Here is a 23862-nt window from a genome sequence, read left to right on the forward strand (position 1 = left end):
TCCATAGCAATTTGGCAAGGCCGCCCGCCGAACTCTTGGCGACCTTGACGATGGCCCACACGACAATGACGAGCCAAATCAAACCTAACAAACCGCCGACTTCAATACCCATGGTAACTCCTTGTTGGGTTGCATCCGTGAGCATTTAGCTAAGCACATGTTAGGCAAGCGCACAAGGTTGGTTCAAGGTTCTGGCACACGTAGAATCATTTCACCACCGCGAATCTCGATGGCCAAGTGATTCAAAAAGCTCATGCCCAACAGGACGGTATCCCGCTCCATGCCTAGGCTGATGGAGCCTTGCACGTTACTCATGCGGATGCCGCCCAGCGCCACTTCATCCAGCTGAGTCAGGCTGCCTTCGACACGGCCATTGGCAGTATTGAACCAGGCACGTCGACCAGGCTCCAGGCCCAGCTGCGCTGCCAACTCCCCGGGCACGGCCACATAGGTCGCGCCGGTATCCAGCAGGAACGTAACGCTTTCGCCGTTGATCTCACCCGGCGCTTCAAAGTGGCCGGCACGGTTGCGCTTGAGCGTGACAGGGCCATTCTCCGGCGACGTATTCATGATCTGGGCATTGGGGTACAGCATCTGCTCGAGCCCGCCCTGGACCCACCAGGTGCCGACACCGATCAGCAGCACCCAGAACAGCAGCATCATGACGATACCGCCCTGCTGTGACTTGGCTGTCGTCATGACGTACCTCACGAGTTCAGGAGCTTTTCCAGGCCGCCGCTGCATCGCGACCCCGTCGTTCGTTCACGAACATACAAATCAGCATAGCCGTTATGAACAGCACCACACACAGAAGAATGGAGGCCTGAAGGCCTATCAGGGCCTGCAACACCCCCAGCATGACGATGCCCATCACCCCTGCGAGCTTGTTGGCCAGCCCCCAGAAACCAAAAAATTCGGCAGATTTCGGCAACGGGGAAAAGACCCCCACCAGGGCACGGCTGGCGGACTGGCTGGATCCCAGGCTCAAGCCCGCCAGACAGCCTACCCACAGGAAGAGATGCTGCGCCTGCCACTCCAGCCCGAAACGGCCATTCAACCAGGCCGTGAGTTCAGGCGTGGCCCAAATGGCGACGATGGCGGCTACCCATAGCCCCAGGGTGATCTGATAAGTGCGTTTGGCGCCCAGGCGATCCTGCAAAAAGCCAAAACCGATGGCCCCGGTGGCCGCGGTCACCTGGACGATGATGAACATGATATTGCGTACGCTCTCATCCCAGCCAATGACCTGGGCCCCGTAAATAAAGGCAAAAGCGATGATGATGTAAACACCGGCCATGGAGAACAGCAGCGACACCAGAAAAATGCTCAAATCCTTGAAGTAACGCAGCTCATGAAAGGTGCCCATGATCCGCTGCCGAGCAATCTGACGGTAAGGGACGCCAGCGGGCTGCGGTATGCCACGCTCTTTCAGCCACAGGAACGTAGGGATTGCCGCCACCAGGAAGAACCCGGCTGCGAAGGGCCCCACCCAGCGGATCTGCTCGAAATTATCCGCCGTCGCCTCGCCCAGCACCATCAGCGTGAAACCTGCAGCCACCAGTCCACCCACATAGCCTAACGCCCAGCCAAACCCGGAAATCCGTCCCAATGCATCCGGTGGGCCCAACTCGGGAAGAAAGGCAGCAATGAACGATTCGCCCATGGAGTAGGCATAGTTCGAAAGCACGATCAGCAGCAGCCCCAACACCACGTAGCCTGGCGTCACGAAATAGAGCATGGCGGTGGTCAGCACCGTGGCCAGATAGCTGAAGAACAGAAAGCGCTTCTTCTCGGCACGATAATCCATGATCGCGCCACACAAGGGAGCCGTGATCACCACCATCAGATAACTGATCGCCAGCGCAAGGCTCCACAAAAAGTTGGCCAGGCGAAAGCCGTCATTGCGGTCCCCCACAATGACGGTGGTAAACAGCTCGCCAAATACCACGGTAATAATTAATAACGTATAGGCCTGATTGGCAAAATCGAACATTGCCCAGCCGAAAATTTCCCGGCGGGAAGCATAAGGCGTTTTAATCACTGGCGCAGCACTGGGCAGCATATAAAGGACTCACAGGAAAAGAAGCTCAAGATTAGCAGTGGCAACGCTGTGCACGCCAGCATCAGCCCTTGTCGGTGATTTTTATCGATATCGACAACTTCAAGGAGTTCAACGATCACTATGGCCACGCCATGGGTGACGACACGCTGCGTGCTGTCGCTGAGGCGCTCAATGGCTGCATCACACCGCACCGCGACCTGCTGGCACGTTACGGCGGGGAAGAGTTTGTGTGTGTGCTTCCCGGCGTGGATGCCGATGAAGCCATGCAAACCGCCCACTGCCTACGTCAGGCCATTCTTGCCTTGGCCATTCCCCATGCTTATTCCACCACGCATTCGCACTTGACCGCCAGCATGGGCATTGCAACGCCCCCCTGACCATCCCTTGGGTCATGACGAATTGCTCAGCAGGGCCGACCAGCAGCTCTACCATGCCAAGCGCCGTGGCCGAAACCGCATCGAAACGCAAAAACGCCCGGCTTAGCCGGGCGTTGCTCGATGGCACTCAGCAGCTCGTTACAGCAGCCAGTGCGCCAGGACGGCGGAGAGTCCCACCACCATAGCGGTCGCTACGGCGACGGTCACGATACGATCCAGCCAACGGTCGAAGGCAACACCTTTGGGCTGCCTTCGCGTGGCTCCGTGACGCCCCTGTCGAGCCATTAGCACACCTGTTCCATCAGTGCTTCCTCTGCGCCATTGTGGTTATATGTCGACGTTATGGCGGCGACACAACGCTCACTATTTGATACGTCTGTTGACGACGCTGGGTGCACGACGCAGCCGCTCTTCTTCACCCAGTTGCTCGGCCTCGAAGGCATCGGCTCCCACCGGGGTTTCACCATGACGCCGATACAGCTGGGTCAGCATGGCTTTACGATCAGCACGCAGCTCCCGCACCAGGACGACAATCATCATATACAAAATGAACGTAAACGGTAGCGCCGCAAGCACGGCTGCAGACTGCAGGCCTGAAAGCCCGCCTGCCACGATCAGCGTCAGGCATATCGCGGCAATCAAGACGCCCCAGATAATGCGCTTGTAAAGAGGCGGGTTGATCGAGCCGTTGTCGGTCATTTGCGCCACGATGTACGACGCCGAATCCGCCGAAGTCACCAGGAAAATGAAGATCAACATCATGGCAATGACCGAGAGCACGCCAGAAAACGGCATCAGGGCAAACATCTCGAACAATGCCACCGTGATATTCGCTTCCGTGGCCGCCGCCAGCCCCACATCACCGTTGAGCTCCAGGTTCAAAGCGGCACCGCCAAACACCCCGATCCACAGGCAGGCCAACAGCGGCGGCACGAAAAGCACCCCAAACACGTACTCCTTGATCGTACGCCCACGTGAAACACGAGCCACGAAGGTGCCGACGAAGGGAGACCAGGCAATCACCCAAGCCCAGTAAAAGATCGTCCAGCTGCTGGCCCACTCGTTATCACTATAGGGGGAAATACGCAGGCTCATGCCAATGAAGTTCTGCAGATAGTCACCGATCCCCAAGGTGATGGTTTCCAGGATGGCCACCGTCGGCCCCGTGACCAGCACATAGACCATCAAGCTGATGCACAGCACCATGTTGAGGTTGGATAACCGCTTGATACCCTTATCCAGCCCTGACCAGGTGGAGGCCATGTAGGCACAGAACATCACCAGCAGGATCACGAACTGCCACCAGCCGTTTTCAGGCAAGCCAAAAACGGCGTTCAAGCCGCCGTTCATCTGCAGTACGCCCAACCCCAGCGAGGTCGCGACCCCCATGACGGTAGCCACGACCGCAAACACATCCAGCCAGGACGCGTAAGGGCGCACTCGTGGATGTTTTGCGGTGACCGAAGAGAGAACCGACGACACCAGCCCCGCCTGGCCCTTGCGAAACTGAAAATAGGCAATGATCAGGCCCACGACCGAAAACGCCGCCCACTGGTGGATACCCCAGTTGAAATAGCTGTACTGAATGGCATAACGGGCGGCAGCTTCGCTTTCGGCGGGCACATCGCCGTAGGGAGGGTTGATATAGTGCGACATGGGTTCGGCCATACCGTAAAACACCAGGCCTACCCCAAAACCAGCCGCCAGCAACATACTGATCCATGAAAAGAAGCTGTAGCTGGGCGTACTATCCTGTGGCCCAAGGCGCACTTTGCCGTATTTACTCAGTGCAAGACCAATCAAGAACACGACAAAGCCAAAGACCGAAAACAGATAAAACCAGCCAAACAGTTCCGTGACGGTTGCCAGTGCCGTTTCCGCCGCACTGCCAAAGGCCTCTGGAAACGCTGCGCCAATAATGACCAAGCCGAAAATAATGATCGCCGAAGCGATAAATACCGACTTGCCTCCATGATTCGTCATATCACCACCCTGGTTAATGAACTTGGTTGGCACTCTCCTGGTGCGTTCTCATAAATCCTAACACTCAACGGGGGCAGCCGCATGTCAGGTGTTTAACGCTGCATAATTAGCCTTTACTGATTTTCAAATCGGATAAACGGCGAGCACAAGAGTGAACTTGCCCATCGGGGTATGTTCCAATAAGGCAAATGAACGATGGAGGCATATATGCCACAGATGAATCGCGATCAACGTAATGCTGCCTGGCAAGCTGCGCACCAGTGGCGCGCCCGAGCTGCTCAGTCACGCCCCACTGGCGTCATGGGCAGCGTCAAACTGCTGCTGACCTGGCTTGCCTTCGGGGCGCTGATGATCGTCGGCATGGTGCTGGGCCTGATATTTTTGCTGATCGGCTGGGCCATGATGCCCTTCGTGCGCCACAAGATGAAAAAGCGCATGGAACAGATGCGTGCCGAGCAGGCTCAGGATATCGGTGGCGGCTATGCCTCTCAACGTCATGCTTCTTCCCAAAACCAGGCATCTCATGGCCATCGCCCGCACCAGGACGTTCTGGAAGGCAGCTATGAAGTGAAGGACGAGCCGCGCCACTGAGTCGGCACGTCACCTGGCCAGCACGTCACTAGGGTGGTGCTTGTATCCAGGCAAAGGCCGCTGCCAACGCCAGCGGCATGACCACCAGACTGCCCAGATTACCGATCAGTACCAGCGAAGCCACCTTGTGGGGTTCCAGCTTGTACTGTTCCGCGACCAGATAGTTGAGCACTGCCGGGGGTAGCACTGCAAATACCAGTAGCACGGCGGTCTGCAGCGAGTTCAACGGCAGTAGCCACATCAAGGGAAAGGCAACCACCAGCCCCGACAGCGGGCACAGCACGGCACCCAGCAACCCTGTGCGCCAGTCGCTGAAATCGATCTCCAGCAGCCGTACCCCCAAGGCAAACAGCATCAGCGGGATACAGATACCTCCCAACATGTGCATGGCTTCCAACAGCCAACTGGGCAGTGCCACTCCCCCCACATTGACCAGCAGCCCTGCCACACTGGCAGCCACGATGGGCATGCGCAGCATCCGCCACAGGGAAGTACGCGGGTCCAGCATGTAGAGCCCTACCGAAAAATGCAGCAGCATTTCGATGATGAACACCACCACGGCAGCGGGCAGCGCCTCGGGCCCAAAGGCAAGCACCAGTAGCGGCACTCCCATGTTGCCGGAGTTGTTGAACATCATGGGCGGCAGGAAGACCTTGATGTCCAGCGAGAGCCACTTGGCCACTGGCCACAGCACCAGGCCGGAACCCAGCACCACCAGGGCAGCCGCCGTTGCCAGCCAGGCATAGTCGGCCAGCGGCGCTTGGCGGTCTGCCAGTACGGCAAATACCAGCAGCGGTACGAACAGTTCCATGTTCAGGGTATTCAGACTGCCAATGTCGGGGCTGCGGTAGCGCCCGTAGGCAGCGCCGCAGCCAGCAATGAGGAACACCGGCAGCAGCGTGGCGAGTATGTGGCCAGTCATGGGCGGCCCTGCCGAACCGGCGAGCCCGCTGGGGTTGTGGCATGCATGTCCTGTCGTCCTTGTTGTTATCTTAACAGGCTATCTTTTTATCCCTGCGGCTGCCCATTAGCCCTTGGTGGATCATGCGCCCAGAAAACGCTGCCACAAGTCCGCCACCACGCGACGATGGCTCGCCAGCTCGCGGGCACTTCCTTCTGCCTTTTCGCCGGTCAGCGCGGCTCGGTGTGTACGGCTGCGGTAAGCCAGGTAAGCCTCTTTCAACTGTTCGGCTTCGTTGGGGGTGATATGCCCGCTATCGGCCAGGGTTTCCAGAATGCGGATATTGTCGCTGTAGGTCAGCAGCGCGGGCGTCTGGTGGGCAAAGGCCAGCACGGCATACTGGCAGAGGAATTCGATGTCCACCATGCCACCCGCATCGTGTTTCAAGTCGAAGGTGCCCTCGGTGCTCACGGTATTGGCCGCTCCCTTGCTGCCCAAATGGTCACGCATCTTGTGGCGCATGTTGACCACGTCGCTGCGCAAGGTGTCCTGGGCACGTTCGACGCCCAGAATCGCACCACGCAGCGTCTCGAAGCGCGCGGCCAGTGCGTCACTGCCCGCCACTACCCGGGCCCGCACCAGCGCCTGGTGCTCCCAGGTCCAGGCATTCTGACGCTGATAGTCGGCGAAAGCCTCCAGCGAGGTCACCAGCAGACCAGCGTTGCCCGAAGGCCTCAGCCGCATATCCACCTCGTAGAGGCTGCCCGCAGGCGTGATGGCCGTCAGCAGGTGAATGATGCGCTGCCCCAGGCGAGTAAAAAAGACCGGGGTGTCCAGCGGGCGCGGGCCATCGGTAGCGCCCTTGCCGTCGCTGTCGTGCAGGAACACCAGATCGAGATCCGAGCCGTAGCCCAGCTCGATGCCGCCCAGCTTGCCATAGCCAATGATCAGAAACGCCGGCTCACGGTTATTACAACCAGGGGGCACGCCATGCTTGCGGGCCAAGTGCTTCCAGGCCATGGCCAGCACCGCTTCCAGAATCACTTCCGCAATGAAGGTGAGGTAATCGCTCACTTTCATCAGATGCCGCGTACCGACCACATCCGATGCCGCCACGTGCAGCATCTGGGCGTGCTTGAAGACCCGCAGTGCTTCCAGCTGCGTCTCTTCGTCATCCTCGGGCAGGCGATTGAGCGTCTGGCGTAGCTCGTCGGCAAGGCGCGCCTTGTCGGCAGGCGTGTAGAGCGTGTCCGGGGTGAGCAGCTCATCGAGCAGGATGGGGTATCTGGCCAGCTGCTCGGCAATCCAGGGGCTAGCGCAGCAGAGCCGCATCAGATGCTCCAGCGCATGGGGGTTTTCACGCAGCAGCGCCAGATAGGCCGTCCGCCGCAGCACGGCCTCGATCAAGGGCTGCACCCGCGCCAAGGCGGTGTCCGGCGCGTCGCTGCTGGCCAACGCCTCCAGCAGCAGCGGCATCAGGGCGTCCAGCCGCTCGAAGCCAATGCGCTGCATGCTCTGCACTGCCCGTGAGTGGTAGAAGCTGACCAGCCGCTTGTGGGCTCGCTCAGGCTCATGGAACCCTGCCCCGGCCAGCAAGGCCTGCGCCTCGTCGGGCTCCAGCTCTTCGCGCCACAGCAAGCGCCACTGCGCCAGGGCGTTTTCGCTCTGCGGCGCGTCGGCTTCTTCTTCGGGGTCGGCAATCACGGCATCGAAGTGTCGACGCACCCGCTCACGCACGCGGTTCAACTGCTCCTTCAGGGATGACCAGCCGTCGTAGCCCAGCGCGAAGGCAACCCGCTCGCGATCATCGTCATCGGTAGGCAGTTGCTGGGTCTGGCGATCTTCCAGGGCTTGAATGGCATGTTCCAGATCACGCAAGAAGGCGTAATCCGGCAGCAGCTCGTCCACCACGGCAGTGGGCAACAAACCCAATTCAGGCAGACGATTGAGAGCCGTGTACAGCGATGTCACTTGCAGCTCGGTATCTCGCCCACCGCGAATCAATTGAAACGCCTGCACGATGAACTCGACTTCGCGAATGCCCCCGGGCCCCAGCTTGATATTGCTCTCCATGCCCTTGCGTTTGACTTCCCGGTTGATCATCGCCTTGAGTTCGCGCAACGACTCGATGGCGCCGAAGTCCAGATAGCGGCGATAGACGAACGGGCGCAGGCTCGCCAGCAGCGTCTGTCCGGCGTCGATATCCCCTGCCACGGGGCGCGCCTTGAGCATGGCGTAGCGCTCCCACTCACGCCCCTGATCCTGATAGTAGCTGTCCAGCATCGAGAAGCTGCCCACCAGCGGCCCGCCGTCGCCCAACGGGCGCAGACGCATGTCCACGCGAAACACGAAACCGTCGGCCGTCATGGCATCCAGGGCAGCAATCAAGCGCTGGCCGAGCTTGGTAAAATACTCCTGATGCTCGAGGGGTTTGCGCCCTCCCTGGGTTTCGCCTTTTTCGGGAAAAGCAAAGATCAGGTCGATATCAGAGGAGAGGTTCAGCTCGCCCGCGCCCAGCTTGCCCATGCCCAGCACCACCAGCCGCTGGGGTGAGCCATCACTTCGCACGTCAGGCAGCCCCCACCGGGAGGCGTAAAAGTTTTCCAGCCAACCCAGTGCCGCCTCGATGCACACTTCTGCCAGCCAGGAAACCGACTGTGCCGTCTGCCACATGGTAGCGCCTGCAGGCCGGTTCAGGTCACGCCAGACGATGCCCAGCATACGGGCACGGCGAAAGCGGCGCAGGGCACGCTGCAGGCTCTCCTCATCCTCGCAGTCTGCCAGGGCGTCGTGCAGCCACTGCACGAGCGTCGCCTTGTCGGGAGCGCGGTCCAGCTCCCCAGAAGCCTCCAGCTCGGCCAGCCAGTGGGGAAAGCGCGCCAGGGTTTCCAATGCGAACGTCGAGACCGTCACCACGCGGGCCAGCGCTTCACGACGCGCCTCTGGCAGGTCATGCCATGGCCCAGAGGGCAGTGCCTTGCCGGTCATCGAGGCCAGGTTGTCGGCCTGTGTCAGGGCATCCACGAGACGCTGCCGAGCATCGGCGGCCGGGCCTGACAGTGCGTCAGGCAACGTGGTGGTGGAAAAGAGAGCCTGCGGTGTCTGCATATCTACCTCTGCGCCTAACGCACGTCGAAGTGACACGACTCATTGCTTGTCGGTCATTACGGGTCTGTCATTGCTGGCCTTTCATTGCTTGTCTGGGCCATGGGAGCGGGTCAGCCCAGCCACTTCTCCCAGCCTAACAGGCCCCAGGTGAGCCCCGCCATGATGAGTGACAGCATGACCGCCGCCGAGCCGATATCCTTGGCACGGCCAGAGAGTTCGTGATGTTCGGTGCCAATACGGTCCACCACGTTCTCGATGGCGCTGTTCAACAGCTCCACGATCAGTACCAGCAGCAGGCTGCCCACCAGCAGCAGCCAGCTGACCGGGCCCTCGCCGATCCACCAGGCAAACGGCAGCAGTACGGCGGCAATGGCCAACTCTTGACGGAAGGCGGCTTCGTTACGAAACGCGGCCTTCAGGCCTTTCCATGAGTAGCGCGTGGAGTGAACCAGATGGGTTAACCCGGTGTGTTGTGGCTTCATGCCCGTTGTCTCGTCTGCACGTTGATTAATGAGCCAGGATCATGGCGTCCAGATCCAGGGAGAGCGGGTCGAGCACTTCCGGCCAGCTCAGATAAGGGGTACTGCCGCTGCCGTTGACCAGTACGCTGAACACCCCCCAGCGCCCTTGCGCCGTGCGGAAATAGCCCGCCACTGCGCGCACGGCAAAGGGTTGATTCAGCGTACCGGTCTTGAGCATGACGTTATTCTGGAACGTGGGCGAACCGCGGCGAATGAAGCGCATCACTCCGTTGGCAGGCGACTGAAACGATGCCACGAAGCTCGGAAACAGTGCGCTCTGACGATACATGTCTTCCAGCATCACGTTAGTACCATGGGCCGACGTGCGGTTGTCCGTGGTCAAGCCGCTACCGCTGGAAAGCGTGATCGGGCCGTGGCCAGACAGCCCCTGGGCATAGGCCTCGATGGCCTGCCCCGCCTGACGCAGCTGTGCCTGGGGCGTTTCCACCAGGTTCAGCGCCAGCACATCGGCCATGTAGTTGTTGGAATAGTTCATCGTCCGCAGCAGCAGCTCCTGCAACGGCTGACCGTCGACGGCCGCCAGACGACGCGCTTCGCTGGGCGGACGCGTCGAGCCCACTCGCCAAGGGTCACGTACCGTCACCCCCGCCTGATTCAGCATGGCCAGCAGAAGCTGTGCCGTTTGCTCAGCCGCATCGCCAGCCCCACGATAGACATCCCGGGCCGCCGCGTTGGTGGAAATCTGCCCGGTCAGGCGCATGACGTCGCCACGCTCATCGGTGATCCGCTCTGCGCTGATTTCCGTGCCGCTATTGGCCGAGCGCGTGACGACCTGATTGTCGATCACGATCAGCGGCGCGGCGCTGTCGCACAAGCCCGTGCGCGCGGGCTGCCCAGCAGTGGTAGCGGGCGCCACATTGACGCACCAGGTACCAAAGTTGACCCCCGCCGAGGTCAGCGGCGCACTGTAAGCATTGGCGACCCGCGTGCGTGCGTTGCAGCGGTCGGTGGTGATGCACTCCACCGGGCCAAAGCGCCACTGGCTGACCACCAACGCACCGTCCACATGCTCGACACCTGCCAGCTGCAGGCGCTGCACCAGTCGCCAGAGGTCTTCGCTGGTCAGCCCAGGGTCACCGCCACCCTCGAACACCAGATCGCCGCGAAGCACGCCATTCTCCACCGGCGCGGTGCTCACCAGCTGGCTGGTAAAGCGGTGTTGGGGGCCAAAGCGGTTGAGCAGTGCTGCCGCCATATAAGCTTTGGTCACCGACGCAGGCGACAGCTGACGCTCGGGGTTCAGGCTTCCCAACAGCAGCTCACCAGGGCTCTCCCCCTCCAGCAGACGCGCCTCGGCACTCACCGAAAACCCTTTGGCCTCCAGCTGGCTCAACCGAGTGAAATCCGCCCACAGGGAGGTACTGGCGCAGAGTGCGGCACTGGCGATACCCGCCACGACACTGCCACGCAGCCAGCGCGCAGGTAAATTAAAAAAACACGTCACGTTGGACTACCTCAATGCACAGTATCAATACAGATTCATCGTGGAAAACGCTGGCCATGCTCAGGAAGAGACTCGCTACGGCCGCTCTAAATCGATGGTCAAGCGCCATAGCGCCTGGCCACTTTGATCATACTTGGCTTCGAACGGCGTCAGATAATCGCCGCTGGGCGTTACCCGGGCCACCGCCGCCTCGCGACCGGTGACCACCTGTACGGCCTGGGCAAACTCCTCCACGTAGAGGTCCCAGTTCGAGCGCAGCTCCAGCCGCCCACCCAGCGCCAACAGTGTGGGGAAAACCGGGTGACCATGCCAGCGCATTTTCAAGTGGGACGACTTGGGATAAGGGTTGGGATAGAGCAGATAGTGGCGCACGGGCGCCCACTGGGCTTCCCGCGCCAAACGCCAGAAATCCACCAGGTCAGCGCGCACCAGCAGCGCATTGCCCGGCAGCTCGCCGTGATCTCGCCCCAGCCGATCTGCGCTGCGGTCAACGCCGATCACACAGTGATCAGGGAACCTCTGCGCCAAACGGCGGGTCGATAGCCCGACCCCGCATCCTGCATCGATGATCAACGGTGCGGGATGCTGTCGCCGCCAGGCCTCCGCCTGCTCGAAAGCCAGGCGAGTATGGTCGGCAATGGGTTTGCGCAGCGGATGCGCCAGGGCACGCTCGACGCGCCGCACCACATCCTGGTGTGGCCCCGGTTGGTTGGAAGTCACCGATCGTGAGGTGTGCTGCATGACATCCTCTGCATGAAAAAAACGTGATTCTACCAGTCTCCCGGCTGCGCGGCATGACGCCGTTGCTCGCCCGGTGCTATGATCACGCCAGAGTCGATGTTCAAGCTCACTATTAAGCTCAGGACAGGCGCTGTGAAACGGCCTCCTGGCGATAATTGTCATTAAACACCACCGCACCACGAGGAACCCGGCTTGTCACACTTACCGGTGATTGTCGGCATGGGCGGCATCAATCCCGCCGGCAGAACCTCGGGCCATCAGGCCTTCCGCCGCACCGTGCTTGATGCCTTACCCGCCGATCAGCAGCGCCAAACACTGGAAGGCTTGGCCGCGCTCATGCGTCTCGCCGAGCACTCCGACCATGGATGGCAAGACAGCACAGGCCAGCCTATTGACTCGCCTGCCAGCCTGCTGCGTGAGCAGGTGCTCGACCACACCTTGATCCGCCGTAACGAGGATCCACGCTTCCAGGCACCGGGCCTGCCTGCCAACCGCCGTGCAGAGCTGGCGCTGGCCGAGCCCGTGCGCGTCACGCTGCGTCGCAAACAGCTGCCCGAGCAGCTGCCGGAAGGCTGGGAAGTACGCGAACTGGACGCCCGAGAAGTAGAAGTGACCCTGCCAGCGGGCATGCTGGAGGTCCTGCTACCCGATACTCAGGAACCCAAGGTGAAGGCCGCTGCCCAGCTGCCCTCAGGGTTCGACCCGGCCAGCCTGTACCGCAGCGTGCATCACCCGCGCGGGCTGGCCATGGCCATTTTCGGGGCCAGCGACTGCCTTGGCGCCAGTGGCCTTGACTGGGAGACCCTGCGCCAGCAGCTCAACCCTGACCATATCGCCGTCTATGCGGGCAACTCGATTGGCCAATTGGATGACGAAGGCTGGGGCGGGCTGCTGAAGAGTCTGGTCAGCGGGCAGCGCGCAACGTCCAAGCAGATGCCCCTGGGGTATGGGCAGATGCCGGCCGATTTCCTCAATGCCTATGTACTGGGCAGCGTGGGTGGCACCGGCGCGGCGCTGGGTGCCTGTGCCAGCTTCCTCTACAACCTGCGCCTAGGCATCGACGATATTCGCGCCGGACGCCGCCGAGTGGTCATGGTCGGCACCGCCGATGCGCCGATCACCCCCGAGATCATCGAAGGCTTTCGGGCCATGGGCGCGCTGGCAGACGACGCCAGCTTGAAAGCCCTGGACGCCCTGACCCTGCTCACCGATGCCGACTACCAGCGCGCATGCCGCCCGTTTGCCCGCAACTGCGGCTTCACCATGGCCGAAGCCAGCCAGTTCGTGCTGTTGATGGACGATGCGCTGGCTCTGGCGCTGGGGGCCGACATTCTGGGGGCCGTCCCCGATGTGTTCGTCAACGCCGACGGCTACAAGCGCTCCATTTCGGCGCCGGGGATCGGCAACTACATCACGCTGGGCAAGGCTGCGGCGCTGGTCAGGAACATGCTGGGAGAGACCGCGCTCAAGGAGCGTACCTATCTGCATGCCCATGGCACCAGCACGCCCAAGAACCGCACCACGGAATCCCATGTGTTCGATGAGATTGCCCGTGCGAACGGAATCGAGCAGTGGCCGGTGGTGGCCATCAAGGCGTTCATTGGCCACTCCCAGGGCTCTGCGGCGGGCGACCAGCTGGCCAGCGCCCTGGGCAGCTTCGCCCACGGCCTGCTGCCGGGCATTCCCACTCTGGATGCAGTGGCCGATGACGTCTATGCCGAGCGGCTGCGCTTTTTCACGACGCCCCAGGCGTTCAGCGCCGATGCCGCCTTCATCAACGCCAAAGGGTTTGGTGGCAATAACGCCACCGGCGTGGTGCTGTCCCCCCAGGTCACCGAGCAGCTGCTGCTCCAGCGCCATGGCAGCGCTGCCGTGGAGGCCTGGAAAGCCAAGCGGGAAACCGTGCGTGCCCAGGCCGCCGCGTATCTCAGCGAGGCGGACAAGGGCCACTACGCCCCGCGCTACCAGTTTGGCGAAGCCGTGCTGGAAGGCCCGGAGCTGGATATCCGGGCCGACCGCATTCATATCCCCGGCTACCACCAGGCAGTATCGCTGAACGTCGACAACCCGTTTGGCTCACTGAACGGCGAGGGGCAGTCATGAGCGCCCCTCGCCGCAATATCGCGGTCTACCCCGGTACCTTCGACCCCATCACCAATGGCCACTTCGATCTCATCGAGCGTGGAGCGCGCATGTTCGATCAGGTGGTCATCGCCGTGGCGGCCAGCCCTGGCAAACGCCCCGCGCTGGAGCTGCCGACCCGCATCGCGCTGGCTCAGCAGGTGTGCGCCTCGCTGGAGAACGTGTCGGTGATCGGCTTCTCGTCGCTGCTCACCACCATGATGCACGAACAGGGCGCGACGATCATTCTGCGCGGCCTGCGCGCCGTCTCGGATTTCGAGTACGAGCTACAGCTGGCCAACATGAATCGCGCCCAGAACCCCGAGCTGGAAAGTGTCTTTCTGACGCCTGCGGTGGAAAACTCCTACATCTCCTCGACCATCGTGCGTGAAATCGCCAAGCTGGGAGGCGATATTTCATCGCTGGTGCATCCGCAGGTCGCAGAGGCGCTGCGTAAGCACTACACTAACTAGCCATCGCTATTGTTGAGTAAAACACTCGGGTATATCACCGCCCGAGTGTTCCGCCATTCGTGAGGTATGCCCATGGCCCTGATGATTACTGACGAATGCATTAACTGCGACGTCTGTGAACCCGAATGCCCCAACGATGCCATTTCTCCCGGCGAGGAGATCTATGTCATCGATCCCAACCTGTGCACCGAGTGCGTCGGCCACTTCGACGAACCTCAGTGCCAGCAGGTGTGCCCGGTCGACTGTATTCCCCTGGACCCGGAGCGCCCCGAGACCCAGGCACAGCTGATGGAGAAGTACCGCATCATCACCGCAGCCTGACCCGTGCGTATCTGGGCGTTAGCCTGGCCCATTATTCTCTCCAACATCACCGTTCCGCTGCTGGGACTGGTGGATACCGCCGTGGTGGGCCACCTGCCCGACCCCCGCTATCTGGCAGGCGTCACGCTGGGGGCCACCCTGTTCAGCTTTCTCTATTGGGGATTCGGGTTCCTGCGCATGGGCACCACTGGCCTGGTGGCGCAAGCCATGGGGCGCGATGCGCCCAGCGATGTACGCAACCTGCTGGGCCAATCGCTGATCATCGCCGTTGGGATTGGCGTGCTGCTGATCCTGCTGGGCTCCCCGTTGATCTCGCTGGGGCTGTGGCTGCTGGACGGCAGCGCCGAGGCCACCCCGCTGGCCCGGGAATACGCTGAAATCCGACTCTGGTCGGCCCCTGCCGTGCTGGCCAACTATGCCATCCTGGGCTGGTTTCTGGGGCAGCAGAATTCCCGAGTGACGCTGATGATCCTACTACTGACCAACGGTGTGAACATCCTTCTGGATGTTTGGTTCGTGGTGGGGCTGGGCATGACCAGCAACGGCGTTGCGCTGGCCAGCGTACTGGCCGACTACAGCGCGCTGGCGTTTGGCGGTTATCTGGTGATGCGCCAACTGGGGCTTCTCGAGGGCCACTTTCAGCGCCAGCGGCTGCTGGCATGGAGCGCCTATGCGGCGCTGTTCAATGTCAACGCCAACCTGTTCGTGCGCACCCTGGGGCTGCTGTTCGCCATGGCATTCTTCACCGCCCAGGGGGCTCGCCAGGGGGATACCGTGCTGGCCGCCAACGCCGTGCTGCTGCAGTTCATCATGCTGACCAGCTACGCCCTGGATGGCTTTGCCCACGCCGCAGAATCGCTGGTGGGCAGAGCCTACGGGCGCCGTGATTGGTCAGCGTTCGCCGCCACCGTCCGGGCCGCGGCACGCTTCTCCTTCTGGACCGCCGGGGCCGCCGCCCTGCTGTTTGCCCTGTTCGGCAACCAGCTAATTGCCCTGCTCACCGGGCTGGAAGAAGTGCGCGCGGTGGCCGCCGTCTATCTACCCTGGATGGTGCTGATGCCGTTGATCGCCGTGTGGAGCTACCTGCTGGACGGCGTTTTCATTGGTACCACCGCCGTCAGCCAAATGCGTAACAGCATCTTTGCCGGGCTGGCCGTCTACCTGCCCTGCTGGTGGTGGCTGCAGGATGCTGGCAATCATGGCCTGTGGCTGGCACTCACCCTGTTCACCGTGACACGTTCGCTGGTGCTGATTCTCTATTACCGCCACTACCGGCGCACCCGGTGGTGCGACCATCCAGCTCGCTAAGCTAGCGTTGAAGCCCACAACGGGCGGCTTTGGCCAATTACGCTAACGTGAGCTTGAGGGGGCCGCTCCATGAGTCGTCGAGGGGTGAAAATTATGCCGCACCGCCGTATATTAGCCGCGCACTTCCTAATAACGAATAAAGAGAGCACTGCATGCTAAAACTCATCTCGAAACCGGCGGTCAAGCTGGTCGAACGCTATTTACCCGACCCGTATATATTTGTGCTGCTGCTGACCCTGGTAGCGGCGGTAGCGGCCATCGCCGTCGAGCGACAAACGCCCCTGGCCGTACTGCGCATGTGGGGAGATGGCTTCTGGGGCCTGCTGACCTTCTCCATGCAGATGCTGCTGGTACTGGTCACCGGCTTCATGCTGGCCAGCTCGCCGCCGGTCAAGCGCATCCTGCAGAAAATTGCCGGTACCGCCAAAACGCCGGGCGGGGCTATCATTCTGGTCACCCTGGTATCGCTAGCCGCCAGCTGGATCAACTGGGGCTTCGGCCTGGTCGTCGGTGCCCTGTTCGCCAAGGAGCTGGCCCGCCTGATCAAAGTGGACTATCGCCTGCTGGTGGCCAGCGCCTACTCCGGCTTCGTGGTCTGGCACGGCGGGCTGGCTGGCTCGGTGCCGCTCACCATCGCCACCGAGGGGCATTTCTCCGCCGATCAGATCGGCGTCATCAGTACCAGCTCGACGATTTTTGCCTTCTTCAACCTGGCCATCGTGGTGTGTCTGTTCATTGCCGTACCGCTGGTCAATCGCCTGATGCTGCCGGATGAAAAGGACAGCGTGTATGTAGACCCCAGGCTGCTGGATGACGAGCCCGAGCCCGTCGGTCGCATTACCCGCCCCGCCGAAAAGCTCGAAAACAGCATGCCGCTGGCCCTGCTGGTGGGTGTACCTGGCCTGCTGTTCTTGCTGGACCACTTCCTGCTGCGCGGCGGCAGCTTGAACCTGAACGTGGTGAATTTCATGTTCCTGTTCCTGGCGATCGTACTGCACCGCACGCCGCGCAACCTGCTTACCAGCCTGAACGAAGCCATCAAGGGCGGCGCGGGCATCGTCATCCAGTTCCCTTTCTATGCGGGGATCATGGCCATCATGGTGCAGTCGGGCCTGGCGCAGAGCATGTCGGAGTGGCTGGTCTCGTTTGCCACGGCTAACTCGCTGCCGTTCTGGTCGTTCATCAGCGCCGGTATCGTCAACCTGTTCGTGCCCTCCGGCGGCGGCCAGTGGGCCGTTCAAGCACCGGTCATGCTACCGGCGGCCGAAGCACTCGGAGCGGATATCGCTCGGGTCGCCATGGCGGTTGCCTGGGGCGACGCCTGGACCAACCTGCTGCAACCCTTCTGGGCGCTGCCGGTACTGGCCATTGCCGGGCTCAAGGCCAAGGACATCATGGGCTTCTGCCTGATCCAGCTGTTCATTACCGGCGCGATCATCTCGGTAGGGCTGGTCTGGTTCTAAGCCACCCGCTACGCTGTTGACCACCCGCCTCACTCGGCCAGCGCGCCAGGGGGGCGGGTATTTTTTGGCTTTCACAAGGTGATCTCCATGACCGACACGACGCTTGAACACAGCCCACTGCCTGGCCAGCACGAACTGTCCATGACGGTCCTGATGACCCCCGACATGGCCAATTTCAGTGGCAAAGTACATGGCGGTGCTATCCTGAAGAAGCTGGACGAGGTGGCTTATGCCTGTGCCAGCCGCTACTCGGGCCACTACGTGGTGACGCTCTCGGTGGATCAGGTCCTGTTCAAGCAGCCCATCCATGTGGGTGAGCTGGTCACCTTTTTGGCCAGCGTCAATCACGTTGGCCGCTCCTCCATGGAGATCGGCATCAAAGTGGTGGCGGAAGACATTCGCGCCAAGCTGATACGCCACACCAACAGCTGCTACCTGACCATGGTGGCCGTGGACGAGCAGGGCAAACCGGCTCGCGTGCCGCCGCTGGCACTGGAGACGCCGCTACAGAAGCTGCGCTTCGAAAAAGCCGCCCTGCGCAAGAAGCTGCGCAAGCAGGCCGAACAGGAAGAGGAGCGGGCCCAACAGTATCACCGGCAGCGCTAGTCGCTGCCCTATTCGTCATGACAAGGAGTCACCATGCCCATCAGGCGGCGCTACCCCCATCTGCCCAAGGGGGTCGAATACGCACACATCGGCTGGGATTTGCTGATCCTGACCGCAGTGGCCGTGAATTTGAGCCTGCTGCTGTTCGACTCGCTGTTTCTGATCGAGCCGCTCAATCAAGCCTTCTCCGCCATGGCCCCGAGCGCCCATGCGGCCTACGACACGGCGATCCATAGCCGCTTCACCACCATCGACCTGATGTTTGTCGGCCTGTTCGTGGCCGATGTCCTGCTGGGCTGGACGGTGGCCATCGCCGAACGGCGCTATCACCGCTGGTTTTTCTACCCGTTCGTCCACTGGTACGACGTACTGGGCTGTATTCCGGTGGGCGGCTTCCGGCTGCTGCGCATCCTGCGCGTGGTGTCGCTGCTGCACCGCTTGCATCGGCTTGGCCTCATCACGGTCACTCAGTGGCCGCTTTACCGCTTCTTTGCCAAGTATTACGACATTCTGCTGGAAGAGCTCTCGGACCGTATCGCTCTGCGCCTGCTGGGCAACGTTCAACAGCAGATCACGGCCAGCGACTCCCTCTCGGAGCGGGTCATCGAGCGGGTCATCATGCCGCGCAAACGCCAGCTGATCCATGAGATCACCCAGCGCCTGGAAGCCACCGCAGGGCAGGCCTATCAGCAAAACCGCAGCGCCATCCAGACCACCATCAGCGAGCTGGTCAGCCGCACGCTGCGCGAAAGCCCGGAGATCCGTCGCCTGCAGCGCCTGCCCATGGGCCACGCGGCTTCCAGCGCTCTGGAAGCGTCGCTGAGCGGCGTGGCCCAGCGGCTGGTGGACGAGATTGCTCAGCAGCTGCACTCCCCAGCCTTTCGCCAGATGCTGGAGCAGACTGCCGATAGCAGCTTCGATAGCTGGCTGCAGGTCGACCAGGGTAGCCAGCAGGTAACCGAGCAGGTGCTGCTGGATATTCTGGAGATGCTCAAGGAGCAGGTAGCGCGACAGCGCTGGAAAGATCGCTACGAGTGAGGCGGCTGGCCACGGGCCCTGGCATCACACGGTCGTGGTGGCCCCCTTGGGTCACCAGCAGCTCGTCGGCCGCCAGGGCCATGCCAAGCCGGCCCAGCCAGCGTGCCAGCAGCTGGCGATGGTGCTCGCTCCCTTGCGCGCCGGAGTAGGTAATTCCGCGTGTCAGTACCTCTGGGTCGCCGCTCAGGGCATGCAGCGCCGTACTCAGCGCCTGGGCTCTCAATGGATGAGGCGGCGGCAGGCTCAAGCTGAGGTCGGTCAGGCCGCTCTCCCGCTCATGGAGCGTATCGAAGACGAAGAGCGACCGGGCATGGCGGGCCTTCAACATCACCATGGGGGTGCTCACCGCTGCCTGCGTGTGGCTGATACTGCGTTAGCCGCAGCGCACGGCCTCGATCAGCTCGTCACTGCCCAGCACAATGTTCAAACGATCTTCCCGGTAATCCATGGTCGCGGCGCTGTCAGGCCGCAATACCCGTACATGACGGGAACCGCTCTCGTCGCGCAGCGCTTCGACAAGGGCCTCGTCAAAAGAGGCGCCAATGGCATGGGCCACGGCATCGGCATCACAGACCGCCTCGGCATCCACCGGCGTGCGGCCAACTACGGGAGGCTCGGTGGCTGGCTCACTGGGAGCCTGGGACGTACAAGCGGCCAGCAGCAAGGTAGCCAGCAGCGCCGTCAGGGCACGTGTATGTCGGAAGGTGAAACGGGGAAGTGGCATGCGTGTTCCTCAAGAAAAGCGCTTAATGGTCGTCCTCTAAAAGCAAGGGTCAGGCATGACTGCCTGACCCTTGCTTGCTCAAAGCCCGCCTTGATCAGCTAGCGGCATCCTGAACGGCACGACCACCTTCCTGAACATCCTGGCCTGCGCCTGCCACGGTATTACAGCCCGCCAGCGCACCGGCAGTGATCAGCAGGATAAAACTTGTCGCCAGTAATTTTTTCATCATGTTCTCCTTAACAAGTGATGTCGCCTTCGAGCCTCCCTTCGTCGAGAACGAAGCGGCTCCCGTCTTAACGTAACAGATTTTCGGTATTTCGCCTGCTATGCTGCAGCCTTGAACCTACGCTTGCCATCAAGCCCCACCTGGAGACGTCACTTGGCCGACCTGATTCTCGACCCTCGCCTGGAAGCAGACACTTTCCCACTGGCCGACCTGCCCCTGTGTCGTGTGCTGCTTATGAACGATGCCCGTTACCCTTGGGTGGTGCTGGTGCCCCGCGTCAACGATGTCAGCGAAGTCTTCGAGCTAAGCGACACAGACCAGGCACAGCTGTGGCGAGAAGCTTCGGCCCTGGGAGCGGTCATGAAAGAGGCTTATCACGGCGACAAACTCAATATCGCCACACTGGGCAATGTGGTGAGCCAACTGCACCTTCACGTAGTGATCCGCTACCGCGACGATGCCAGCTGGCCAGCCCCGGTATGGGGCAACGGCACGCCTGAGCCGTATGAGCTTGCGGACCAGGGCAAGCAGCGTGAACAGCTACTCGCCCTGATCAATGGCTTGAGCGTTTAGGCTGCCTCAGCCGCCGGGCAGTACACTGCGACTCGGCGGCTCGCTCAGCAGCGGGCCGCTGGCAGGCTGCGCTGCTCCCGCCAACGACAAGGAGACGCCCAGCGCCACGATCAGCGCGCCCCCCGTGAGGGCGACCCACCCCGCGACTTTCTCCACCACTTGCTGGCTCTGCTGTCGTTGCAGCCGCCGAGTCGCCCAGCCCCGCGCCACGATACTGGCCATGGCCAGCGCCGAAACGGTGATGCCGGTACCTAGCGACATGACCAGCACCGAGGCCACCCCCACATGGAACTGCCCCAGCAGGCTGGCTGCCCCCAGCATCAACACGGCCCCGGTACAGGGGCGCATGCCAATGGCCCCCACCGTCATCAACGCAGTACGCCACTCCAGCGCCTGCTGTGGCTCGATATGGTGGGCTCCGCCGCAGCAGTGGGCATGATCGTGGCTGTGGCTGTGGCTGTGGCTGTGGCTGTGGCTGTGGCTGTGGCTGTGCTCATGATGGTGGGGCTCGGCCACCGGTGCCTGCGCGCGATGGGCGTGGCGCAGTTGCCTGATGGCACGCCAGCATAGCCAGACGCCCAGCAGCGCCACCAGCAGAAAGCTCGCTTGTTCCACCCAGACCACGCTCCCCATGGCCTGCCGAGTGAGCCACCCCAGCCCGTGCACCAGCACCACGACCATGACGATGGCCGTCACACCCTGCAGCAAGGAAGCCGCAAACGACAGCCCCAGTGCACGCCGGGTCGCTCCCCCATGGGAAGCCAGGTAAGTGGCCAGCACCGCCTTGCCATGACCAGGCCCCGCAGCATGAAACACGCCATAGGCGAAGCTGACTCCCAGCAGCGTCATCCACGCACCCGTAGACGGCGTGCGGGAGAGTTCCGTGATGGCCAGCGTCAGGCTGCGATGCAAGTCGCGCTGCCAGCCCAACAGCTGGTAGCTGACGCCCTGCAGATTGCTTTGCACGACCCAGACCAACAGGATGGCACACAGAATACCGCCTGCTGCCCAGGCCAACTGTTGTCGTGTTACCGGCATCCTCCCTCCACGGCAAAAAAGTTATAAAGTAACAAATTGATATACGATAGCAGGCGTCTGCGTCAGCGGCAATCCACCCTGCCGGTCTCGGCAAAGTGGCGGCCCAGGCCCGGCTCACCCTCTTCGTCCACGTCCAGCAGGGCTGCCTGCAGCACCAGTTCGGGGTCTGGATCGGCCGCGATGATGCTCAGCTCGCAGGCGGGCTCGCCATTCAACACCAGCGCCCCCTTGCTGGGGCCATCGTTATCGGCCTCATGCACCACTTCGATGTAATAGGTAGGGTCAAAGACCTGGTACTCCAGCACGTTGCCTTGCAACGGCTGAGGGCTCTCCAGGGGCAGTATGAACATGAAGGTCAAACGGCCATCCCGCTCCATGGCGGTATACTCCGTCACCTCGCCAAAGGCCAGCCGCTCGCGGTTGATACGCAGCTCGGTAAAGTAGTGCTGGGGCACCAGATTGTCGCGGATATCGCTGCCCAGCTGGTCCAGGCCCTCTTCCAGCGACGCGCCGGGCACCTGCTGCAGCTCCTCGAACACCACCAGGCTGTAAAACGGATCCATGCGCCAGGTTTGATGCACGCCAGTGGCCTCACCCGCCTCGTTGGTGATCACGCGTATGCTGAGATCGATCCAGCTATGGGGGTGCGCCCATACGTTACCACTGGCCAGCCCAAGGCCCATGCCCAAGGCTACCCCTTTCATCCACCTCCAGCGGTTGGCTGTTTTCCACGTCACGGTAACTCTCCTAATCTGCTTTGTAACTCCACCAGCCACGGGTCCAGCACATAGGGGGGAATCGGCTGACTGCCGCTGAGCGCAGATACCCGCACCCGCGTGCCGCCGCCCGATTCGCTCACTTGAAGCTGCAACCGGTAGCCGGGCCAGCGGGCCAGCACCGCTTCCGCCCGCCCCAGGGACATATCGGCATGGCGCACCACATACCCCTGTTCGATCATCATCGCGACGGCCTCACGGAACGTCTGCTCGGTATCGGCACGGTAGTGCAAATCGCGGCTTTCCAGCGGCTGCGTCGTTGCACATCCGGCCAGCCACAGCAGTGTGACCAGCGCGGCTCCCCACTTGATGAAACGGCTCATAAGCCCCCCTGCCCCTGGGCCTGTTGAAAGGCTGTTTGAAAGCGTCCGCAAAAGTCATCGTTACTGGCGCTGTAGGCCTCGCGCTGCTCACCGAAGTGATCGAAACGGCGAATGTCCCGAGACAGGCGTAGCTGCGCGTCACTGACCAGCACCGATACACGCTCCACTTCCGTGGGCGTTTGCCCGGCGCCCGCACCAAAACGCCCGCCGACTCCCAGGCCGATGCTGGAGCCGCGTCCCACGCCCATCCCGCCAAACAGCCGGAAGCCGCTGCCGTAGGGGGAGTAATAATCATAACGGTCATAATATCCCACCAGCTCGCGCTCGCGGGAGGCGCTGACCAGGCCAAGCCGAGTGTCGGTGGCGTCCAGGCTAAAGCCCCACGCTTCCAGCACATCGACAGCACGAGTGACCGCCGCCAGGGAGTCGGCTGCCTGATGGACCGGGAATGCACAGGCCGCAGCAGGCCCAGGCTCGGCCTGGGGCAAGCGGTCTGGCACTGTCTGGCAGCCGGCCAAGGCCAGCAGGCAGGTCATGCTGATCGGGATAACCTTCATGTGAATTCCTCTTGCCCTTTGTGCGACTGGTGTGCGGTCCAGCAGCACGCTAAGCTCGCAGGCTAACACGAAAAAGAACGACAATACGCTGAGACAACGTTTCAAGGAGGTTGTGCGATGAATGTACTGCTTTGCCCGGATAGTTTTAAGGATGCCCTGAGCGCCGAACAAGCGGCCCAGGCCATGGCACACGGCATTACACGGGCGGCACCCTCGGCCATCACGCACCTCTGCCCGCTGGCCGATGGCGGCGAGGGCAGCCTGGATGCCTTGATGGCAGCCACTCAGGCAGAGTGTCGCACGCTCACCGTTCAAGATGCCCTGGGCAGACCCCGCCAGGCCCGCTGGGGCTGGCTTGGCGAGCAGCGTACCGCGTTTATCGAGCTGGCAGAAGCCAGCGGCTTGCAGCACTTGAACAGCGACGAGCGCAATGCCCTGCACACCAGCACCCATGGCGTGGGCGAACTGTTCCTGGCGGCCCTGGACGCCGGCGCCACCCAGGCCCTGCTCCTGTTGGGCGGTAGCGCCACCAACGATGCGGGCGCCGGCATGCTTCAGGCGCTGGG

General features: G+C 61.9%; 27 protein-coding genes and 1 pseudogene. 12 read left to right on the forward strand and 16 right to left on the reverse strand.

Going from position 1 to position 23862, the window contains the following annotated elements; translation table 11 throughout:
* Positions 1–183: 183 nt before the first annotated feature.
* Both B7L72_RS04145 and B7L72_RS04150 read right to left on the reverse strand, forming a co-directional pair.
* A complete protein-coding gene (locus tag B7L72_RS04145) occupies positions 184–699 on the reverse strand; it encodes a retropepsin-like aspartic protease family protein (RefSeq protein WP_081192715.1) in 516 nt (171 codons plus the stop codon).
* 16 nt (positions 700–715) lie between these two features.
* Positions 716–2062 carry an MFS transporter gene (locus B7L72_RS04150; RefSeq protein ID WP_081192717.1) on the reverse strand — a complete coding sequence of 449 codons (1347 nt, stop codon included), beginning with the start codon at positions 2060–2062 and terminating at the stop codon, positions 716–718.
* Between the two features lie 74 nt (positions 2063–2136).
* Here B7L72_RS04150 and B7L72_RS04155 point away from each other — a divergent pair, with 74 nt between their 5' ends.
* Positions 2137–2439 (forward strand): GGDEF domain-containing protein, encoded by a 303-nt coding sequence (locus B7L72_RS04155; protein ID WP_254893757.1) that lies wholly within the window; start codon positions 2137–2139, stop codon positions 2437–2439.
* A gap of 138 nt (positions 2440–2577) precedes the next feature.
* Here the strand turns inward: B7L72_RS04155 and B7L72_RS18480 are convergent, their stop codons facing one another.
* Both B7L72_RS18480 and B7L72_RS04160 read right to left on the reverse strand, forming a co-directional pair.
* On the reverse strand, positions 2578–2724 hold the full coding sequence (locus tag B7L72_RS18480) for a hypothetical protein (RefSeq protein ID WP_176212827.1): 147 nt from the start codon (positions 2722–2724) through the stop codon (positions 2578–2580).
* Between the two features lie 78 nt (positions 2725–2802).
* Positions 2803–4422 carry a BCCT family transporter gene (locus B7L72_RS04160; protein WP_081192719.1) on the reverse strand — a complete coding sequence of 540 codons (1620 nt, stop codon included), beginning with the start codon at positions 4420–4422 and terminating at the stop codon, positions 2803–2805.
* A gap of 207 nt (positions 4423–4629) precedes the next feature.
* Between B7L72_RS04160 and B7L72_RS04165 the strand changes: the two genes are divergently transcribed.
* Positions 4630–5013, forward strand: a complete 384-nt coding sequence (locus B7L72_RS04165) for a hypothetical protein (protein WP_081192720.1) — start codon at positions 4630–4632, stop codon at positions 5011–5013.
* 28 nt (positions 5014–5041) lie between these two features.
* Here B7L72_RS04165 and B7L72_RS04170 read toward each other — a convergent pair whose 3' ends face one another.
* From B7L72_RS04170 to trmB, 5 genes are all read right to left on the reverse strand, one after another.
* Complete coding sequence (locus tag B7L72_RS04170) at positions 5042–5935, reverse strand: AEC family transporter (protein WP_081192721.1); 894 nt, start codon at positions 5933–5935, stop codon at positions 5042–5044.
* A 120-nt stretch (positions 5936–6055) separates the two neighbouring features.
* On the reverse strand, positions 6056–9022 hold the full coding sequence (gene glnE, locus B7L72_RS04175) for a bifunctional [glutamate--ammonia ligase]-adenylyl-L-tyrosine phosphorylase/[glutamate--ammonia-ligase] adenylyltransferase (protein WP_081192722.1): 2967 nt from the start codon (positions 9020–9022) through the stop codon (positions 6056–6058).
* Between the two features lie 110 nt (positions 9023–9132).
* Complete coding sequence (locus B7L72_RS04180; RefSeq protein WP_016916107.1) at positions 9133–9504, reverse strand: diacylglycerol kinase; 372 nt, start codon at positions 9502–9504, stop codon at positions 9133–9135.
* Positions 9505–9529: 25 nt separating this feature from the next.
* Positions 9530–11008, reverse strand: coding sequence for a D-alanyl-D-alanine carboxypeptidase/D-alanyl-D-alanine endopeptidase (gene dacB, locus B7L72_RS04185; protein WP_081192723.1), 1479 nt, complete (start codon positions 11006–11008; stop codon positions 9530–9532).
* Between the two features lie 75 nt (positions 11009–11083).
* Complete coding sequence (trmB, locus tag B7L72_RS04190; RefSeq protein ID WP_081192724.1) at positions 11084–11749, reverse strand: tRNA (guanine(46)-N(7))-methyltransferase TrmB; 666 nt, start codon at positions 11747–11749, stop codon at positions 11084–11086.
* Between the two features lie 219 nt (positions 11750–11968).
* Here trmB and B7L72_RS04195 point away from each other — a divergent pair, with 219 nt between their 5' ends.
* From B7L72_RS04195 to B7L72_RS04225, 7 genes are all read left to right on the forward strand, one after another.
* The gene (locus B7L72_RS04195; protein WP_081192726.1) at positions 11969–13852 is read left to right on the forward strand and encodes a beta-ketoacyl synthase; all 1884 of its coding nucleotides are present in this window, start codon (positions 11969–11971) and stop codon (positions 13850–13852) included.
* Positions 13849–14343 carry a pantetheine-phosphate adenylyltransferase gene (coaD, locus tag B7L72_RS04200; protein WP_081192728.1) on the forward strand — a complete coding sequence of 165 codons (495 nt, stop codon included), beginning with the start codon at positions 13849–13851 and terminating at the stop codon, positions 14341–14343. Before B7L72_RS04195 ends, coaD begins: the two co-directional genes overlap by 4 nt.
* 72 nt (positions 14344–14415) lie before the next feature.
* Positions 14416–14664, forward strand: a complete 249-nt coding sequence (locus tag B7L72_RS04205) for a YfhL family 4Fe-4S dicluster ferredoxin (protein ID WP_016916102.1) — start codon at positions 14416–14418, stop codon at positions 14662–14664.
* 3 nt (positions 14665–14667) lie between these two features.
* Entirely contained in the window at positions 14668–15972 is a 1305-nt protein-coding gene (locus B7L72_RS04210) for an MATE family efflux transporter (RefSeq protein WP_081192730.1), read from the forward strand.
* A 152-nt stretch (positions 15973–16124) separates the two neighbouring features.
* Positions 16125–17435 (forward strand): short-chain fatty acid transporter, encoded by a 1311-nt coding sequence (locus B7L72_RS04215; RefSeq protein ID WP_039182868.1) that lies wholly within the window; start codon positions 16125–16127, stop codon positions 17433–17435.
* Between the two features lie 87 nt (positions 17436–17522).
* The gene (locus B7L72_RS04220) at positions 17523–18041 is read left to right on the forward strand and encodes an acyl-CoA thioesterase (protein WP_081192732.1); all 519 of its coding nucleotides are present in this window, start codon (positions 17523–17525) and stop codon (positions 18039–18041) included.
* 33 nt (positions 18042–18074) lie between these two features.
* Positions 18075–19079: a hypothetical protein gene (locus B7L72_RS04225; RefSeq protein WP_081192734.1), complete on the forward strand. Its 1005-nt coding sequence runs from the start codon at positions 18075–18077 to the stop codon at positions 19077–19079.
* On the opposite strand, the gene B7L72_RS04230 is transcribed toward B7L72_RS04225, so the two are convergent.
* Positions 19033–19413, reverse strand: a complete 381-nt coding sequence (locus tag B7L72_RS04230; protein ID WP_176212828.1) for a hypothetical protein — start codon at positions 19411–19413, stop codon at positions 19033–19035. The two genes, B7L72_RS04225 and B7L72_RS04230, sit on opposite strands and share 47 nt — an antisense overlap.
* Between B7L72_RS04230 and B7L72_RS19075 the strand changes: the two are divergent.
* Positions 19376–19456 (forward strand): annotated as a pseudogene (locus tag B7L72_RS19075) (LysE family translocator); the annotation flags it as partial. The gene B7L72_RS04230 and the pseudogene B7L72_RS19075 overlap by 38 nt on opposite strands.
* Here the strand turns inward: B7L72_RS19075 and B7L72_RS04235 are convergent.
* Together B7L72_RS04235 and B7L72_RS04240 are read right to left on the reverse strand one after the other, a co-directional pair.
* Entirely contained in the window at positions 19453–19803 is a 351-nt protein-coding gene (locus tag B7L72_RS04235) for an I78 family peptidase inhibitor (RefSeq protein WP_081136378.1), read from the reverse strand. The pseudogene B7L72_RS19075 and the gene B7L72_RS04235 overlap by 4 nt on opposite strands.
* Before the next feature lie 94 nt (positions 19804–19897).
* On the reverse strand, positions 19898–20029 hold the full coding sequence (locus B7L72_RS04240; protein WP_039182850.1) for an entericidin A/B family lipoprotein: 132 nt from the start codon (positions 20027–20029) through the stop codon (positions 19898–19900).
* Between the two features lie 153 nt (positions 20030–20182).
* Between B7L72_RS04240 and B7L72_RS04245 the strand changes: the two genes are divergently transcribed.
* Positions 20183–20602, forward strand: coding sequence for an HIT domain-containing protein (locus tag B7L72_RS04245; RefSeq protein ID WP_081192736.1), 420 nt, complete (start codon positions 20183–20185; stop codon positions 20600–20602).
* A gap of 6 nt (positions 20603–20608) precedes the next feature.
* Here the strand turns inward: B7L72_RS04245 and B7L72_RS04250 are convergent, their stop codons facing one another.
* The 4 genes from B7L72_RS04250 to B7L72_RS04265 all read right to left on the reverse strand — a co-directional run bounded on the left by B7L72_RS04250 (position 20609) and on the right by B7L72_RS04265 (position 23296).
* Positions 20609–21640 carry a nickel/cobalt transporter gene (locus B7L72_RS04250; RefSeq protein WP_081192738.1) on the reverse strand — a complete coding sequence of 344 codons (1032 nt, stop codon included), beginning with the start codon at positions 21638–21640 and terminating at the stop codon, positions 20609–20611.
* Between the two features lie 62 nt (positions 21641–21702).
* Positions 21703–22344, reverse strand: coding sequence for a DUF1007 family protein (locus B7L72_RS04255; protein WP_081192740.1), 642 nt, complete (start codon positions 22342–22344; stop codon positions 21703–21705).
* Between the two features lie 29 nt (positions 22345–22373).
* Entirely contained in the window at positions 22374–22739 is a 366-nt protein-coding gene (locus tag B7L72_RS04260; RefSeq protein ID WP_081136383.1) for a hypothetical protein, read from the reverse strand.
* Positions 22736–23296: a hypothetical protein gene (locus B7L72_RS04265; RefSeq protein ID WP_081136385.1), complete on the reverse strand. Its 561-nt coding sequence runs from the start codon at positions 23294–23296 to the stop codon at positions 22736–22738. The genes B7L72_RS04260 and B7L72_RS04265 overlap by 4 nt, the downstream gene beginning before the upstream one ends.
* A gap of 117 nt (positions 23297–23413) precedes the next feature.
* Between B7L72_RS04265 and B7L72_RS04270 the strand changes: the two genes are divergently transcribed.
* A partial coding sequence (locus B7L72_RS04270; protein WP_139788437.1) for a glycerate kinase occupies positions 23414–23862 on the forward strand: 449 nt, incomplete at its 3' end.

It is taken from the genome of Halomonas sp. BC1 (assembly GCF_002078135.1).
Classification (GTDB): Bacteria; Pseudomonadota; Gammaproteobacteria; order Pseudomonadales; family Halomonadaceae; genus Vreelandella; species Vreelandella stevensii.

Excerpts from the sequence above, each read along its gene's own strand:
- B7L72_RS04145 (WP_081192715.1), bottom strand. The coding sequence starts at position 699 with ATGACGACAGCCAAGTCACAGCAGGGCGGTATCGTCATGATGCTGCTG.
- B7L72_RS04150 (WP_081192717.1), bottom strand. The coding sequence starts at position 2,062 with ATGCTGCCCAGTGCTGCGCCAGTGATTAAAACGCCTTATGCTTCCCGC.
- B7L72_RS18480 (WP_176212827.1), bottom strand. The coding sequence starts at position 2,724 with ATGGCTCGACAGGGGCGTCACGGAGCCACGCGAAGGCAGCCCAAAGGT.
- B7L72_RS04160 (WP_081192719.1), bottom strand. The coding sequence starts at position 4,422 with ATGACGAATCATGGAGGCAAGTCGGTATTTATCGCTTCGGCGATCATT.
- B7L72_RS04165 (WP_081192720.1), top strand. The coding sequence starts at position 4,630 with ATGCCACAGATGAATCGCGATCAACGTAATGCTGCCTGGCAAGCTGCG.
- B7L72_RS04170 (WP_081192721.1), bottom strand. The coding sequence starts at position 5,935 with ATGACTGGCCACATACTCGCCACGCTGCTGCCGGTGTTCCTCATTGCT.
- glnE (WP_081192722.1), bottom strand. The coding sequence starts at position 9,022 with ATGCAGACACCGCAGGCTCTCTTTTCCACCACCACGTTGCCTGACGCA.
- B7L72_RS04180 (WP_016916107.1), bottom strand. The coding sequence starts at position 9,504 with ATGAAGCCACAACACACCGGGTTAACCCATCTGGTTCACTCCACGCGC.
- trmB (WP_081192724.1), bottom strand. The coding sequence starts at position 11,749 with ATGCAGCACACCTCACGATCGGTGACTTCCAACCAACCGGGGCCACAC.
- B7L72_RS04195 (WP_081192726.1), top strand. The coding sequence starts at position 11,969 with ATGGGCGGCATCAATCCCGCCGGCAGAACCTCGGGCCATCAGGCCTTC.
- coaD (WP_081192728.1), top strand. The coding sequence starts at position 13,849 with ATGAGCGCCCCTCGCCGCAATATCGCGGTCTACCCCGGTACCTTCGAC.
- B7L72_RS04205 (WP_016916102.1), top strand. The coding sequence starts at position 14,416 with ATGGCCCTGATGATTACTGACGAATGCATTAACTGCGACGTCTGTGAA.
- B7L72_RS04215 (WP_039182868.1), top strand. The coding sequence starts at position 16,125 with ATGCTAAAACTCATCTCGAAACCGGCGGTCAAGCTGGTCGAACGCTAT.
- B7L72_RS04220 (WP_081192732.1), top strand. The coding sequence starts at position 17,523 with ATGACCGACACGACGCTTGAACACAGCCCACTGCCTGGCCAGCACGAA.
- B7L72_RS04225 (WP_081192734.1), top strand. The coding sequence starts at position 18,075 with ATGCCCATCAGGCGGCGCTACCCCCATCTGCCCAAGGGGGTCGAATAC.
- B7L72_RS04230 (WP_176212828.1), bottom strand. The coding sequence starts at position 19,413 with ATGGTGATGTTGAAGGCCCGCCATGCCCGGTCGCTCTTCGTCTTCGAT.
- B7L72_RS04235 (WP_081136378.1), bottom strand. The coding sequence starts at position 19,803 with ATGCCACTTCCCCGTTTCACCTTCCGACATACACGTGCCCTGACGGCG.
- B7L72_RS04240 (WP_039182850.1), bottom strand. The coding sequence starts at position 20,029 with ATGAAAAAATTACTGGCGACAAGTTTTATCCTGCTGATCACTGCCGGT.
- B7L72_RS04250 (WP_081192738.1), bottom strand. The coding sequence starts at position 21,640 with ATGCCGGTAACACGACAACAGTTGGCCTGGGCAGCAGGCGGTATTCTG.
- B7L72_RS04255 (WP_081192740.1), bottom strand. The coding sequence starts at position 22,344 with ATGAAAGGGGTAGCCTTGGGCATGGGCCTTGGGCTGGCCAGTGGTAAC.
- B7L72_RS04260 (WP_081136383.1), bottom strand. The coding sequence starts at position 22,739 with ATGAGCCGTTTCATCAAGTGGGGAGCCGCGCTGGTCACACTGCTGTGG.
- B7L72_RS04265 (WP_081136385.1), bottom strand. The coding sequence starts at position 23,296 with ATGAAGGTTATCCCGATCAGCATGACCTGCCTGCTGGCCTTGGCCGGC.